This is a genomic window from Kitasatospora sp. NPDC048662, from assembly GCF_055587065.1.
In genome coordinates this window covers 66,908-81,404 of sequence record NZ_JBVJHA010000002.1, presented here as the reverse complement: position 1 = coordinate 81,404, position 14,497 = coordinate 66,908, and the positions used below count along the sequence as shown (strand labels likewise).

16 protein-coding genes are annotated in these 14,497 nt (G+C 71.8%); 13 read left to right on the top strand and 3 right to left on the bottom strand.

The features are described from left to right. Window positions 1-15: 15 nt before the first annotated feature. The gene (locus tag ACZ6R9_RS06355) at window positions 16-1,158 is read left to right on the top strand and encodes a D-alanine--D-alanine ligase family protein (RefSeq protein WP_380488862.1); all 1,143 of its coding nucleotides are present in this window, start codon (window positions 16-18) and stop codon (window positions 1,156-1,158) included. Window positions 1,159-1,161: 3 nt separating this feature from the next. Here ACZ6R9_RS06355 and ACZ6R9_RS06350 read toward each other — a convergent pair whose 3' ends face one another. Both ACZ6R9_RS06350 and ACZ6R9_RS06345 read right to left on the bottom strand, forming a co-directional pair. After that, window positions 1,162-1,698, bottom strand: coding sequence for a DUF3515 domain-containing protein (locus tag ACZ6R9_RS06350; protein ID WP_380488963.1), 537 nt, complete (start codon window positions 1,696-1,698; stop codon window positions 1,162-1,164). Between the two features lie 19 nt (window positions 1,699-1,717). After that, the gene (locus ACZ6R9_RS06345) at window positions 1,718-1,951 is read right to left on the bottom strand and encodes an Lrp/AsnC family transcriptional regulator (protein WP_380488964.1); all 234 of its coding nucleotides are present in this window, start codon (window positions 1,949-1,951) and stop codon (window positions 1,718-1,720) included. A gap of 170 nt (window positions 1,952-2,121) precedes the next feature. Here ACZ6R9_RS06345 and ACZ6R9_RS06340 point away from each other — a divergent pair, with 170 nt between their 5' ends. The 3 genes from ACZ6R9_RS06340 (at window position 2,122) to thiD (ending at window position 5,086) form a co-directional block, all read left to right on the top strand. Continuing rightward, window positions 2,122-3,090: a thiamine-phosphate kinase gene (locus tag ACZ6R9_RS06340; RefSeq protein WP_380488965.1), complete on the top strand. Its 969-nt coding sequence runs from the start codon at window positions 2,122-2,124 to the stop codon at window positions 3,088-3,090. A 135-nt stretch (window positions 3,091-3,225) separates the two neighbouring features. After that, window positions 3,226-4,251, top strand: coding sequence for an ATP-dependent 6-phosphofructokinase (locus ACZ6R9_RS06335; protein ID WP_380488966.1), 1,026 nt, complete (start codon window positions 3,226-3,228; stop codon window positions 4,249-4,251). A gap of 31 nt (window positions 4,252-4,282) precedes the next feature. Further along, window positions 4,283-5,086 carry a bifunctional hydroxymethylpyrimidine kinase/phosphomethylpyrimidine kinase gene (thiD, locus tag ACZ6R9_RS06330; RefSeq protein WP_465536902.1) on the top strand — a complete coding sequence of 268 codons (804 nt, stop codon included), beginning with the start codon at window positions 4,283-4,285 and terminating at the stop codon, window positions 5,084-5,086. Between the two features lie 233 nt (window positions 5,087-5,319). On the opposite strand, the gene rpmB is transcribed toward thiD, so the two are convergent. Next, complete coding sequence (rpmB, locus tag ACZ6R9_RS06325; protein ID WP_073813963.1) at window positions 5,320-5,505, bottom strand: 50S ribosomal protein L28; 186 nt, start codon at window positions 5,503-5,505, stop codon at window positions 5,320-5,322. 241 nt (window positions 5,506-5,746) lie between these two features. Between rpmB and ACZ6R9_RS06320 the strand changes: the two genes are divergently transcribed. From ACZ6R9_RS06320 to rnc, 9 genes are all read left to right on the top strand, one after another. Further along, entirely contained in the window at window positions 5,747-7,354 is a 1,608-nt protein-coding gene (locus ACZ6R9_RS06320; protein WP_465536900.1) for a DAK2 domain-containing protein, read from the top strand. A gap of 37 nt (window positions 7,355-7,391) precedes the next feature. Further along, the gene (gene recG, locus ACZ6R9_RS06315) at window positions 7,392-9,596 is read left to right on the top strand and encodes an ATP-dependent DNA helicase RecG (protein WP_380488277.1); all 2,205 of its coding nucleotides are present in this window, start codon (window positions 7,392-7,394) and stop codon (window positions 9,594-9,596) included. Window positions 9,597-9,700: 104 nt separating this feature from the next. Further along, window positions 9,701-10,210: a hypothetical protein gene (locus ACZ6R9_RS06310; protein ID WP_380488276.1), complete on the top strand. Its 510-nt coding sequence runs from the start codon at window positions 9,701-9,703 to the stop codon at window positions 10,208-10,210. A 131-nt stretch (window positions 10,211-10,341) separates the two neighbouring features. Further along, window positions 10,342-10,926, top strand: a complete 585-nt coding sequence (gene rsmD, locus ACZ6R9_RS06305) for a 16S rRNA (guanine(966)-N(2))-methyltransferase RsmD (RefSeq protein WP_380488275.1) — start codon at window positions 10,342-10,344, stop codon at window positions 10,924-10,926. A gap of 32 nt (window positions 10,927-10,958) precedes the next feature. Further along, window positions 10,959-11,444 (top strand): pantetheine-phosphate adenylyltransferase, encoded by a 486-nt coding sequence (coaD, locus tag ACZ6R9_RS06300; protein WP_380488274.1) that lies wholly within the window; start codon window positions 10,959-10,961, stop codon window positions 11,442-11,444. A 128-nt stretch (window positions 11,445-11,572) separates the two neighbouring features. Beyond that, window positions 11,573-12,709 (top strand): ATP synthase F0 subunit B, encoded by a 1,137-nt coding sequence (locus ACZ6R9_RS06295; RefSeq protein WP_380488273.1) that lies wholly within the window; start codon window positions 11,573-11,575, stop codon window positions 12,707-12,709. A gap of 159 nt (window positions 12,710-12,868) precedes the next feature. Next, complete coding sequence (locus ACZ6R9_RS06290) at window positions 12,869-13,462, top strand: YceD family protein (protein ID WP_380488272.1); 594 nt, start codon at window positions 12,869-12,871, stop codon at window positions 13,460-13,462. A 49-nt stretch (window positions 13,463-13,511) separates the two neighbouring features. Further along, entirely contained in the window at window positions 13,512-13,685 is a 174-nt protein-coding gene (gene rpmF / locus ACZ6R9_RS06285) for a 50S ribosomal protein L32 (RefSeq protein ID WP_035866499.1), read from the top strand. Window positions 13,686-13,705: 20 nt separating this feature from the next. After that, window positions 13,706-14,491 (top strand): ribonuclease III, encoded by a 786-nt coding sequence (gene rnc, locus ACZ6R9_RS06280; protein ID WP_380488271.1) that lies wholly within the window; start codon window positions 13,706-13,708, stop codon window positions 14,489-14,491. The last annotated feature ends 6 nt before the right edge of the window (window positions 14,492-14,497 follow it).

The window sequence follows — 14,497 nt, the reverse complement described above, 5'->3', positions numbered from 1 at the left end:
AGTCTCAACGCCGATATGAGCATCGAACAGACCTCCCCGAACCAGTCGGCCAAGCCGCGCGTCGCGATCGTCTTCGGCGGCCGGAGCTCCGAACACGGCGTGTCCGTGGTCACCGCCGCCAGCGTGCTGCGCTCGATCGACCGCAGCAAGTACGAGGTGCTGCCGATCGGCATCACCCACGAGGGCCGCTGGGCCCTGGTCGGCGACGAACCCGCCCGGATGGCCATCACCGACGGCCGGATGCCCGACGTCGACCAGGTCGCCGAGTCCACCGAGGGCCAGGTGGCGCTGCCGCTCACCCCCGGCAACCGCGACGTGGTGTGGAGCGAGCCCGGCGCCACCCCCAAGGTGCTCGGCGAGGTCGACGTGGTGCTGCCGCTGCTGCACGGCCCGTGGGGCGAGGACGGCACCCTGCAGGGCCTGCTGGAGCTCTCCGGGGTGCCGTACGTCGGCTCCGGCGTGCTGGCCAGCTCGGTCGGCATGGACAAGGAGTTCACCAAGCGGATCATCGAGTCGCTCGGCCTGTACGCGGGCGAGTACACGGTGGTCAAGCCGCGCGAGTGGCAGTCCGAGACCGGCCGGGCCGCCGCCCGCGAGCGGATCGCCGCGCTCGGCCTGCCGCTGTTCGTCAAGCCCTGCCGGGCCGGCTCCTCGATCGGCATCACCAAGGTCAAGGACCTCGCCGACCTGGACGCCGCGATCGACGAGGCCCGCCGCCACGACCCCAAGGTGATCGTGGAGAAGGGCGTCGAAGGCCGCGAAATCGAGTGCGGCGTCCTGGAGTTCGAGGACGGCCCGCGCGCCTCGGTGCCCGCCGAGGTGCTGGTCGACGCCGACTTCGAGTTCTACGACTTCGAGGCCAAGTACATCGACTCCTCCGAGGTCGAGATCCCGGCCCGGCTCACCGACGCGGAGCGCACCGAACTCCAGCGGCAGGCCGTCGAGGTGTTCGAGGGCCTCGGCTGCGAGGGCCTGGCCCGGGTCGACTTCTTCCTGCTGAACGACGGCCGGTGGATGGTCAACGAGGTCAACACCATGCCCGGCTTCACGCCGATCTCGGCCTACCCCAAGATGTGGGAGGCCACCGGCGTGCCCTACGCCGAGCTGATCGACCGCCTGCTGGCCGCCGCGCTGCGCCGCTCCACCGGCCTGCGCTAGTTCCTAGGCGTTGTTGTCGAAGCAGTCCAGGTCGGCCTTCTCGTCCCAGGTCGGGATGGTCGACCGGATGGCGTCCGTGTACGAGCTCAGCGGATCCGCGTAGTTGGTGTAGGCGCCCGCCGGGACGTGCACTTCGACGTATGCCTTGCGCAGCCCGGTGGCGAACCAGTAGCCGCCGTGCCCGTCCTCGGTCAGGCCCCAGCGGACCTCGTCGATGCACGGGCCCTTCCGGTCGTCGCTCATGTACGCCGGCCGGTCCCCGCCGCAGGTCAGCACGGTGCGCGGCGAGGACGCCCAGGCGGCGGTGTACGGCGAGGCCGGGGACGGGTCCTTGCGCGGGTGGCCGAGCACCTCCGCGGGCAGCTTGGCGTCCAGCGCCTGGCAGTACTGCGCGACCTGGGCGCTGGGCGTCGGCGGCTCGACGTCGGGGTCGCCGCTCCAGGCGACGGCCAGCAAGGCCGTGCAGGCCAGCAGGACGGCCGGCGGTGCGAGCCAGCGGACCGGTGCGGGGAGGCGGTTCAGGAGCTCACGTGGACGCATCCGTCGATGGTAAGCGCCCCTACAGGCGGACCACCGGACAGGTAAGGGTGCGGGTGATCCCCTCCACCTGTTGGACCTTCGCCACCACCAGGCGGCCCAGGTCGTCGATGGATTCGGCCTCGGCCCGGACGATCACGTCGTACGGACCGGTCACGTCCTCGGCGGTGATCACCCCGGGGATCTTGGCGATGGACTCGGCGACCGCGGTGGCCTTGCCCACCTCGGTCTGGATCAGGATGTATGCCTGCACCACGGTGGACCTCCAGGCGGCTGGGTGGGGGGAGTTGCTGACCGGCAGTCTGATCACCACGCTACCGCGCGACCGTGGCACAGGGGAGACCCTCGAACCCTTTGAGGGCGTACGCTGCCGCGCGGGGGGCGCACACCCAAGACGGATCGTGAAGAACGCGGGAGGACGGGCTGATGCAGGGGACCGTGGGCGAGCTCGGCGAGTTCGGGCTCATCCGGGAGCTGACCGCGCGGCTGCCGATGACGCCGGCGGTGGAACTCGGGCCCGGCGACGACGCCGCCGTGGTCAAGGCCCCCGACGGCCGGGTGGTGGCCACCACCGACGTGCTCATCGAGGGCCGGCACTTCCGCCGCGACTGGTCCACCGCGTACGACGTGGGCCGCAAGTGCGCCGCGCAGAACCTCGCCGACATCGCCGCGATGGGCGCCGTTCCCACCGCCCTGCTGCTCGGCCTGGTCGCCCCCGCCGACCTGCCCACCACCTGGGCCACCGAGCTGATGGACGGTCTGCGCGACGAGTGCCAGGTGGCCGGCGCCACCGTGGTCGGCGGCGACGTGGTCCGCGGCGACACCATCACCCTGGCCATCACCGCCCTGGGCGACCTGCAGGGCCGCCGTCCGGTGGTGCGCTCCGGCGCCCAGGTCGGCGACGTGGTCGCCGTCACCGGCTGGCTCGGCTGGTCCGCCGCCGGCCTGACCGTCCTGCAGCGCGGCTTCCGCTCCCCGCGCGCCTTCGTCGAGGCGCACCGCCGTCCCGAACCGCCGTACCACGCCGGCCCCGCCGCCAGCGACCTCGGCGCCACCGCCATGGTCGACGTCTCCGACGGGCTGGTCGCCGACCTCGGCCACGTCGCCCGGGCCAGCGGCGTGGACATCGACCTGCGGGCCGCGGACTTCGACATCCCCGCGCAGATGGCCGACATCGGCCAGGCCGTCGGCGTGGACCCGCTCGTGTGGGTGCTGTCCGGCGGCGAGGACCACGCGATCGTCGCGACCTTCCCCAAGAGCGCCGGACTCCCCGCCCGCTGGCGGCAGATCGGCGAGGTGGTGCGCCCCGCCCGGCCCGGCCGCGGGGGAGTGGTCACCGTCGACGGCGCCCCCTGGGACCGCACCGCCGGCTGGGACCACTTCGCCGAACAGTAGTCCGCCTGCTTTACCCGTCGGTAGGGCCGCCAACGCGTAGGGTGGCGACTGTCGGGCGGACCGGCAGCGTCGGCGGTCCGGTCTCCACCTACGCTGGGGGCCCCGCGTTCCCGGGAGCAGGAGAACACAGCCACCATGCGCATCGGAGTTCTCACCAGCGGCGGTGACTGCCCAGGACTCAACGCGGTGATCCGTTCCGTCGTGCACCGCGGCACTGACGTCCACGGCGACGAGATCATCGGCATCGAGGACGGCTTCCTCGGCCTGATCGAAGGCCGCGCCCGCCCGATCTCGCACGACGACGTCACCGGCCTGCTCACCCTCGGCGGCACCATCCTCGGCTCCGCCCGGGTGCAGCGCGAGCGGATCCACTGGGCGGTGGAGAACTCCGCCGAACTCGCCGCCGAACTCGGCATCGACGCGCTGATCGCGATCGGCGGCGAAGGCACCCTGACCGCCGCCAAACTGTTCAGCGACGCCGGGCTGCCGGTGGTCGGCGTCCCCAAGACCATCGACAACGACATCGACGCCACCGACGTCACCTTCGGCTTCGACACCGCCGTGCACGTCGCCACCGAGGCCATCGACCGGCTGAAGACCACCGCCGAATCCCACCAGCGCGTCATGGTGGTCGAACTGATGGGTCGGCACACCGGCTGGATCACCCTCACCGCGGGCATGGCCGGCGGCGCCCACGGCATCCTCATCCCCGAGAAGCCCTTCGACATCGAGGCCGTCGCCCGGATGATCGAGGACCGCTTCCGGCGCGGCAAGAAGTTCGCCATCGTCGCCGTCGCCGAAGGCGCCCAGCCGCTGCCGGGCACCCTGCGCTTCGAACACGGCCAGGTCGACCGGTTCGGCCACCAGACCTTCGGCGGCATCGGCACCCGGCTCGCCCTCGAACTGGAGAACCTGCTCGGCAAGGAAGCCCGCCCGGTCATCCTCGGCCACACCCAGCGCGGCGGCACCCCCACCGCGCTCGACCGGGTCCTCGCCACCCGCTTCGGCTGGCACGCCGTCGAGGCCGTCCACCAGGGCGCCTTCGGCCAGTTCACCGCCCTGCGCAACACCGGGATCCGCCTCACCCCGATCGCCGACGGCGTCATCCGGCTCAAGACCGTCCCGCCGGACCGCTGGGCCGAATCCGAGGCCGTGCTCTGACGCGTTTCCCCCGGTGGATAGGTTGGGGCACATGACCACCAACACCGCCCCGCCCCGGGTGCTCACCGTCGCCGGCTCCGACAGCGGCGGCGGTGCCGGCATCCAGGCCGACCTCAAGACGATGCTCGCCCTCGGCGTCCACGGCATGAGCGTCATCACCGCCGTCACCGCGCAGAACTCGCTCGGCGTCCAGGGCTACTGGGAACTGCCCGCCGAAGCCGTCCGCGCCCAGTACCGCAGCGTCGTCGACGACATCGGCGTCCAAGCGATCAAGACCGGCATGCTCGCCTCGATCGAACTCGTCGAAACCGTCTCCGCACTCCTCACCGACGCCCCCGCCCCCGTGGTCGTCGACCCCGTCGGAGTCTCCAAGCACGGCGACGCGCTGCTTGCCGCCGCAGCCGTTTCCACCGTCCGCGAGCGCCTCCTGCCGGTCGCCACGCTGGTCACCCCCAACCTGCACGAGGTGACCCAGCTCACCGGTCTTGAGGTCACCGACGAGAGCGAGATGCTCGACGCCGCGAAGGCGCTGCGCGACCTCGGCCCCCGCTGGACCCTGATCAAGGGCGGCCACCTCGAAGGCGAAGCCGCGGATCTACTCCTCGGCCCCACCGGCGAAACCCACTGGTACCGGGCCGCCCGCCATGACAACCGCCACACCCACGGAACCGGCTGCACCCTCGCCAGCGCGATCGCTTCGCAGCTCGCCAAGGGGGAGACGATGCCCGAGGCTGTCGCGAACGCCAAGGCGTATGTGACGGGTGCCATCGAGCACGGCTTCGCACTGGGTTCCGGCATCGGGCCGGTGGATCATTTCTGGCAGGCGAGGGGGTAAGCGCTCCAGGGCTCGGGGGGTCGGGTCAAAGACGGGGACCAGAAACGGCGGAACGCCGAGCGCCCCGTTGATCACCAGCAGACCCGGCCTCGCCGTTCTCCCCCGGCCCTAGCAGGCCGGGAGGTACCCCCACGAGCCCCTGAAGGCAAAACAGCGAAAGCCGACCATGACCCCCGGAGGGGATGGTCGGCTTTCGCCGTAGCAAGAAGGTGACCGGCGTACCGGTCTGCGCGTCAGCGCGAGACCTTACCGGCCTTGATGCACGAGGTGCAGACGTTGAGCCGCTTCGGCGTGCGCCCAACCACAGCGCGCACCGTCTGGATGTTGGGGTTCCAACGACGGGGGGTGCGGCGGTGCGAGTGGGAGATGCTGTTGCCGAAGCCCGGGCCCTTGCCGCAGACGTCGCAGTTGGCAGCCACAGGAGTCACTCCAAGACTTCAGATCAGGAACTTGAACAGCCCGGGGTGTTCCAGGCAACCGGGAGAGCATACAACGGTGACTCCCGCTCAACGAAACTACCACGGCTGCCGGGGTGATCGTTCCCCCGACCTGGGCCGGAGGGTGCCGTCGGTGGCGTCGCGGGGGCCGATAACCTGCCAGCATCGCCCCTCGCCACCGCGTCCCGTCGCGTTCTCGTGGCGTTCACCCGGAGGAGACCTGGTGCTGGACACCCTCGACGCCCCGGCCGTCCGCACCTGGTGCCGGCTCGCGCTGGCGGCTCTCGGCCAGGCCCGCGAGGAGATCGACGCGCTGAACGTCTACCCGGTTCCGGACGGCGACACCGGCACCAACCTGTACCTGACCGTGGAGTCCGCCGCCGAGGCGCTGGACGCGCTGTTCGTGGCGGAGGAGGGGCCGGCGCTGGCCGCCGCCGCGAACGCGGCTGCTCGCGGGGCGTTGATCGGGGCGCGCGGCAATTCCGGGGTGATCCTCGCGCAGTGGCTGCGCGGCCTCGCCGAGGTGCTGGCCGAGGGCGGTGAACTGAGGGAGGCGCTCGACAACGGCGCGCGCTCCGCCTACCTGGCCGTCGCGGAGCCCGTCGAGGGCACCCTGCTGACCGTCGCCGCGGCCGCCGCCGACGCCGCGAAGGCCGCGGACGGCCTGACCGGCCAGGCCAAGGAGGCGTACCGGGCGGCCCGGCAGGCGCTGCTGCTCACCCCGGACCAGCTGACGGTGCTCGCCGAGGCGGGCGTGGTGGACGCGGGCGGGCGGGGCCTGGTCGCCGTGCTGGGCGCGCTGGTGGACGCGGTGTCCGGGCAGCAGCCGATGGGGCCGGTGGCGCTGCGTCGCGAGGTGGACCCGGTGGTGATGGCCGGCTGCGAGGGCCACGAGCGTCCGCCGGGGCCCGGCCACCCCGCGTTCGAGGTGATCTACCTGCTGGAGGCCGAGGACGGGCAGCTGCCGCGGCTGCGCGAGCGGCTCGGGCGGCTCGGGGACTCGCTGGTGATCGGCGGAGGCGACGGCCTGTGGAACGTCCATGTGCACGTGGACGACGCGGGCGCGGCCGTGGAGGCGGGCGTCGAGGCGGGCCGGCCGTACCGGATCCGGATCACCCACTTCGCCGAGGCGGCGGCCCGCGCGGGCGAGCGCGAGGAGACCGTCTCGCACGGGCGGGCGGTGCTCAGCGTGGTGTCCGGCAGCGGACTGGCCCAGCTGTGCGAGCAGGCCGGCTCGGTGGTGCTCGCCGCCGACCCGGACCGCGCCCCCGCCAGCGCCGAACTGGTCGCCGCCGTGCACCGCTGCGCGGCCCGCGAGGTGATCCTGCTGCTCAACGACCCCGAACTGCGGGCCGCCGCCGGCGCCGCCGCCGACCAGCTGCGCGAGGAGGGCGTGCGGATCGCCGTGCTGCCCACCCGCTCCCCGGTGCAGGGCCTGGCCGCGCTCGCCGTGCACGACGCCGGCCGCCGCTTCGACGAGGACGTGGTCGCCATGACCTCCGCCGCCGGCGCCACCCGGTACGCCGAACTCGCCGTCGCCGAGGGCGAATCCTGGACGATGGCCGGCGTCTGCCAGGCCGGTGACGTGCTCGGCCTGATCGACGGCGACGTCGCGGTGATCGGCCACGACCTCACCGAGACCGCGCTCACCGTGCTGGACCGGATGATCGCGGCGTCCGGCGAACTCGTCACCCTGGTGCTCGGCGAGGACGCCCCCGCCGAGCTCGCCGACCGCCTGATCGCGCACGCCAGGCGTACCCGTCCCGAGGTCGACACCGTCGCCTACCGGGGCGGCCAGGAGGCCGCGCCGCTGCTGATCGGCGTCGAGTGAGCCGCAGCGTCGGTCCCGTGGTGTGAAATGGGACCCGATGGGCGCTCTCGATGAACCACTGAAGGACCTGGTCGGCGACCGCACCGCGAAGGTGCTGGCCGACTCCCTCAAGCTGCGCACGGTCGGCGACCTGCTGCACCACTACCCGCGCCGGTACGTCGAGCGCGGCCAACTCACCAGCCTGGACGAGCTGGAGGTGGACGAGCACGTCACCGTGCTGGCCCGGATCGAGAAGGTCACGCTGATCCCGTTCCGCGGCCGCAAGGGCGACCGGCTCGAAGTGGTGGTCACCGACGGCCGCTCCCGGCTCTCCCTGGTGTTCTTCAACCAGGGCTGGCGGCAGAAGGAACTCAAGCCCGGCCAGCAGGGCCTGTTCGCCGGCAAGGTCGGCATGTTCAACCGCACCCGCCAACTCGCCTCGCCCGACTACCAGTTGATCGAGGAGGAGGAGGGCTCCTCGGCGGCGAAGCAGTTCGCCGGGCGGCTCATCCCGGTCTACCCGGCCAGCGCCCAGCTGCCCAGCTGGAAGCTGTCGCTCTGCGTCGAACTCGCCCTCACCAAGCACCTCGCGGACGTCGGCGAACCGCTGCCCGCCGAACTGCGCGCCGAGCACGACCTGATCCCGCTGCCCGAGGCGCTCGAACTGATCCACCGCCCGCGCAACCAGGCCGAGAAGGAACGCGCCCAGAACCGGCTGCGCTGGGACGAGGCGTTCGTCCTCCAGGTCGCCCTCGCCCAGCGCCGGGCCGCCGACTCCGCACTTCCCGCCGTCCCGCGCCGCGCCGTCCCCGGCCGCGTGCTGGACGCCTTCGACGACCGGCTGCCGTTCACCCTGACCGACGGCCAGCAGAAGGTGTGCGCCGAGATCTTCGCCGACCTCGCCACCGAACACCCCATGCACCGGCTGCTGCAGGGCGAGGTCGGTTCCGGCAAGACGCTCGTCGCGCTGCGCGCCATGCTCGCCGTGGTCGACACCGGCGGCCAGGCCGTGCTGCTCGCGCCCACCGAGGTGCTCGCCCAGCAGCACCACCGCTCCATCGTCGAGATGATGGGAGACCTCGCCGAGGCCGGCATGATCGGCGGCTCCGAGATCGGCACCCGGGTGGCCCTGCTCACCGGCTCGATGGGTGCCGCCGCCCGCCGCGGCGCGATGCTCGACATGGCCTCCGGCAAGGCCGGCATCACCATCGGCACGCACGCGCTGATCGAGGACAAGGTGCAGTTCGCCGACCTCGGCCTGGTGGTGGTCGACGAGCAGCACCGGTTCGGCGTCGAACAGCGCGACGCGCTGCGCGCCAAGGGCGAACAGCCCCCGCACCTGCTGGTGATGACCGCCACCCCGATCCCGCGCACCGTCGCCATGACGGTCTTCGGCGACCTGGAGACCTCCGTCCTCGACCAGCTGCCGTCCGGCCGCTCGCCGATCTCCACCCACGTCGTCCCCGCCCTGGAGAAGCCCAACTTCCTCACCCGCGCCTGGGAACGCGTCCGCGAAGAGGTCGGCAAGGGCCACCAGGCGTACGTGGTCTGCCCGCGGATCGGCGACGAGGAGGACGCGCCGAAGGGGAAGAAGAAGCGCAAGGAGGACCCCGAAGAGGTGGGTGGGGGAGCGGACAGCGAGGAGCGCCGGCCGCCGCTCGCCGTGGTCGAGACCGCCGAGAAGCTCGCCAAGGGACCGCTCGCCGGACTGCGGGTGGAGATCCTGCACGGCCGGCTCGCCCCCGACGCCAAGGACGAGGTGATGCGCCGCTTCGCCGCCGGCGAGGTCGATGTGCTGGTCGCCACCACCGTCATCGAGGTCGGCGTCAACGTCCCCAACTCCACCGTCATGGTGATCATGGACGCGGACCGGTTCGGCGTCTCCCAGCTGCACCAGCTGCGCGGCCGGGTCGGCCGGGGCTCCGCCGCCGGACTCTGCCTGCTGGTCAGCGACATGCCCGCCGCCAGCGCCGCCCGCGCCCGGCTCGACGCGGTGGCCGGCACCCTGGACGGCTTCGCGCTCTCCCGGATCGACCTCGAACAGCGCCGCGAGGGCGACGTCCTCGGCCAGGCCCAGTCCGGCGTGAAGTCCTCGCTCAAGGTGCTCTCCGTCCTCGACGACGAGGACGTCATCGCCACCGCCCGCGCCGAGGCCACCCGGCTGGTCGCCGCCGACCCCGAACTCGCCGCCCACCCCGAACTGCGCACAGCCCTGGAGAGCCTGCTCGACGAGGACCGCGCGGAGTACCTGGAGAAGGGCTGACAGGCGGTGTGATCAGGCCGGATTGTCAGTGCCCCGGGAGAGAATGGAGTTGTTCGGGGCGCTCCTCAAGTCGCGCTCCCGGCACGAGATTTGGGGGTCATTGCATGGCATTCCGTCACCTCAACGAGCTCCCGCTCGGCGACAAGGTCTTCCGGATCGAGGTCGCCAGCGAAGACGACCGCGAAGTCACCCTCACCCTGACCGGCTGGCGCGAGGGCAACTCCGCCAACCCGGTCGCCTCCGGCAAGCTCCGCCTCCCGGTGGAGGACGTCGCCTCGCTGCGCATCGCGCTCAACCGCGCCCTGCGCGCCCTGGCGATCGTCGCCGACATCTCCGAGCCCATCCCCGACCGGGACGTGCTGCGCGAGCTCTACCCCGGCCACGGCTCCCCCTGGGTGCCGCAGCACGAGGAGGAGCTGGTCCGGCGCTTCCACGACGGCGACACCATCGCCCGGATCGCCGCCCGCTACGGGCGCACGCCCGACTCCGTCCGCACCAAGCTGCGCGAGCTCGGTCACGACCCGCGCCGCCCGGAGTACTGCCCGCCGGACGGCTGCCTGTCCTGGTCGCGCTACGCCTCGCCCACACTGTTGGGCGCGGCGTCCAATGAGTGACCGCCTGCGCTGAGGCACCAGGGCGCGAGGGGCTGCTCCGATCTGCCGTGCACTATTTGTCGGCTATGGTCGGGCGCGCAGTTCCTCGCGCCCCTGTTTTTGCTGACCCCCTGCCCAAAGGAACAAGCCCCATGCCCCGCGTCATCGCCGGCCGTGCCGGAGGCCGCCGTCTCGCCGTGCCGCCCGGCCGGAACACCCGTCCGACCTCCGACAAGGCGCGGGAGGCGATGTTCTCCACCGTCGAGTCGCTGTTCGGGCCGATCGCCGGGGCGCGGATGCTGGACCTGTTCGCGGGCAGTGGCGCGGTCGGGCTGGAGGCGCTGTCCCGGGGCGCGGCGCACGCGCTGCTGGTGGAGGCCGACGCGAGCGCGGTGAAGACGGTGCGGGAGAACGTCCGGACGCTGGGGCTGCCGGGCGCGGAGGTGCGGGCGGACAAGGCGGAGAAGGTGATCGCGGGCGCCCCGCCGGCCGAACCGTACGACCTGGTGTTCCTGGACCCGCCGTACGCGGTGGAGGACGCCGTGCTGCGGGAGATGCTGGTCACACTCCGCTCGGGGGGCTGGCTGTCCGAGCATGTTCTCGTCACCGTGGAACGCAGCACCCGAGGGGGCGAGTTCGGCTGGCCGGACGGCTTCGAAGGGCTGCGCTCGCGCCGTTACGGCGAGGGCACGCTCTGGTACGGTCGCGCCGCTACCGGGGCTGACCAAGACTCGTAGCAGAACATCCCGCCCCACAAGGGAGCACACCCATGCGCCGCGCCGTCTGCCCGGGGTCCTTCGACCCCATCACCAACGGACACCTCGACATCATCGAGCGGGCCTCGAAGCTGTACGACGTGGTGCACGTGGCGGTGGCGGTGAACCGCAACAAGCAGGGGATGTTCTCGATCGAGGAGCGGCTCGCCCTGATCGAGGAGACCACCGCCCACCTGGGCAACATCCAGGCGGAGTCGCACAGCGGCCTGCTGGTGGACTTCTGCACCCAGCGCGGCATCCCGGCGATCATCAAGGGCCTGCGCGCGGTCAGCGACTTCGACTACGAACTGCAGATGGCGCAGATGAACCACGGCCTGACCGGCGTCGAGACGCTGTTCGTGCCGACCTCGCCGACGTACAGCTTCCTGTCCTCCAGCCTGGTCAAGGAGGTGGCCTCGCTGGGCGGCGACGTGTCCCACCTGCTGCCCGAGGTGGTGAACCGGCGACTGGTCGAGCGGATCGCCGAACGCCGCAAGTGACACAGGCGTTGTGAGCGGCGGGGTAGGTGGCCGTACAGTCTGTACTCCCGGCCCCGGGGCGCAGTCCGCGACCTCGTGGCACTGCCTCCGCCGCACCTCGGCGGCACACGGAAAGACTGAAGACGCCCGTGGACGTGCAGCAGAAACTCGACGAGATCATCGCCATGGTCGAGAAGGCCAAGGCGATGCCGATGTCGGCCTCCTGCGTGGTCAACCGTGCCGAACTGACCGGCCTGCTGCGCGAGCTGCGCGACACCATGCCCGCCGAACTCGCCCAGGCGCAGTCGGTGGTGGCAGATCATCAGCAACTGGTCGCCGACGCCCAGGCGCAGGCCGACCAGATCATCCGCGGCGCGCACGACGAGCGCGGCTCGCTGATCTCCGACACCGAGGTGGTCCGCCAGGCCCAGGCCGAGGCGGACCGGATCCTCGCCGAGGCCCGCGCCGAGGAGCGCACCAAGCTCGCCGAGGCGGACGACTACGTCGACTCCAAGCTCGCCAACTTCGAGGTGGTGCTCACCAAGACGCTCGGCGCGGTCGGCCGCGGCCGGCAGAAGCTGCGCGGCGAGGCCGGGGTGTACCAGCCGGAGGGCGAGGGCACCGAGGACGGCGAGGAGTTCCAGCCGCAGCGGATCAGCCTCAGCCCGGAGGCCGACGAGTACGTCGATGTGAAGCTCGCCACCCTGGAGGCGGTGCTCTCGGCGACCCTGGAGGCGGTCGGCAAGGGCCGCGACAAGCTGCTCGGCAAGGCCCCGATCGACGAGCTGGGCGCCTACCTGGCCGCCGCCGACGAGGCCCAGCAGCTCAAGGACCGCGCCGAGGCGGTGGCGGCCGGCTTCGCCACCACCGACGGCGAGCAGTCCTGGTACGCGGACGTCCCGCAGCAGCAGAGCTGGCCCGAGCCGGCCCCGGCCGCCGCCGGCTGGCAGAACCCCGCCGAGGACCAGTACGGCCAGCCGCAGACCCCGCAGTACGCCGAGGTCTACGGCGGCGGCTACGACCCCGCGGCGGCCCCGCAGACCGACCCGTACGGGCAGCCCTACGGCTACCAGCAGCCGGGCGACCCGGCGTACTACCAGCAGCAGCCGTACCAGCAGCCCGGCTACGACCAGTGGGGCAACCCGCTGCCCGCCGACCCGCAGGGCTACCAGCAGCAGCCGCAGCAGGCCCAGCTGCCGCAGCAGCAGGCCGGACTGGACGAGACCAGCTTCTTCGACACCAGCATGATCGACATGACCCGGCTGCGGGAGCTCGGCGGCCGGTGAACGGCGACGAGTTGGGTTCGGCCCGGACTCTCGGGTAGTCTGACCACTCCGGCCTGCTCGTGCCGGGTTCGCCGCGTGCCCGCAGCCGGGCCGCGCACCGCAGGAACCACAGTCCGCGCCACGCAGGGATGCGTGCCGCCGCCAGGAAGTCAGGAAACCTTGAACCGCCTCGACCACCGCGACCCGCTCGTGTTCGACACGCATGAGCTCGGCCGTCGCCCCGGCTCGTTGCGCAAGGTCTCCCGCACCCTGGAGGCCCCGGCGGACCTGGGCGTCGCGGATGTGATCGGTGTCCCGGAGAAGAGCGAGATCAAGCTGGAGCTCCGCCTGGAGTCCGTGGTCGAGGGCGTGCTGGTCACCGGCACCGCCGAGGCCCACGTGACCGGCGAGTGCTCCCGCTGCCTGGAGCCGGTGGAGGACGACCTGGAGGTCGACTTCCAGGAGCTGTACTACTACCCGGAGTCCGAGGAGCGTCACCGCGCGATCGCGGGAGACGACTTCGACGAGGAGTCCGAGGACGAGACTTACCGCCTGGAGGGCGAGCTGTTCGACCTCCAGCCGGTGCTGCGTGATGCGGTGGTGCTCGCACTGCCGCTGCAGCCGGTGTGCCAGGACGACTGCCTGGGCCTGTGCTCCGAATGCGGAGCTCGCCTGAGCGACGACCCGTCGCACCACCACGACGCCGCCGACCCCCGGTGGGCGGCTCTGCAGGGACTCTCCGCCGCCCCCGGCGACGAGGGTGACGAGGAATAAGACACAGCGGTACCCGTGAGGGTCTCGCCGAGAACCAGGAGATTTAGCCGTGGCTGTTCCGAAGCGGAAGATGTCGCGCAGCAACACGCGTCACCGGCGTTCCAACTGGAAGGCCGTCGTGCCCGCGCTCGTCGCGTGCGACCGCTGCCACGAGCCGAAGCTTGCGCACATCGCGTGCCCGAGCTGCGGCACGTACAACCGTCGCCAGGTCCTCTCGGTCTGATCGGCGGGGTGCACGGATCGATGTCGGACGGCAGCAATTCTTCTCGCAAGCCGAACCCCGGTTCCCACGGGGGTAAGGGCGGCGGGCCGGCTTCGACCGAATACGACGTCCTGGAAGGGCGCCTCGGGTATCCACTTGAGCGCGCCCTTCTGGTACGTGCCCTGACCCACCGCTCGTACGCGTACGAGAACGGCGGGCTGCCCACCAACGAGCGCCTGGAGTTCCTCGGCGACTCGGTGCTGGGCCTGGTGGTGACCGACACCCTCTACCGCCTCCACCCGGAGGTCGCCGAGGGGACGCTCGCCAAACTTCGTGCCGCGGTGGTCAACTCCCGCGCGCTCGCCGAGGTCGGCCGCGGCCTGGACCTCGGAGCCTTCATCCGGCTCGGCAAGGGTGAGGAAGGAACCGGCGGCCGCGACAAGTCGTCGATCCTCGCCGACACCGTCGAAGCCGTGATCGGCGCCATTTACCTCGACCAGGGCCTGGACTCGGCCACGGACTTCGTCCACCGGCTGTTCGACCCGCTGATCGCGGAATCCGCGCTGCTCGGCGCCGGACTCGACTGGAAGACCAGCCTCCAGGAACTCACCGCCGCCGTCGGCATCGGTGTTCCCGAGTACGTGGTCACCGAGTCCGGACCGGACCACGAGAAGACCTTCACCGCCGCCGCCCGGGTGGCCGGCCAGGACTACGGCTCCGGAAGCGGACGCTCCAAGAAGGAAGCCGAGCAGAAGGCCGCCGAATCCGCCTGGCGCGCCATCAAGGCCAAGCAGGACGGCGCCGACGGCGACCGGCCGACCGCCTGACCTCCG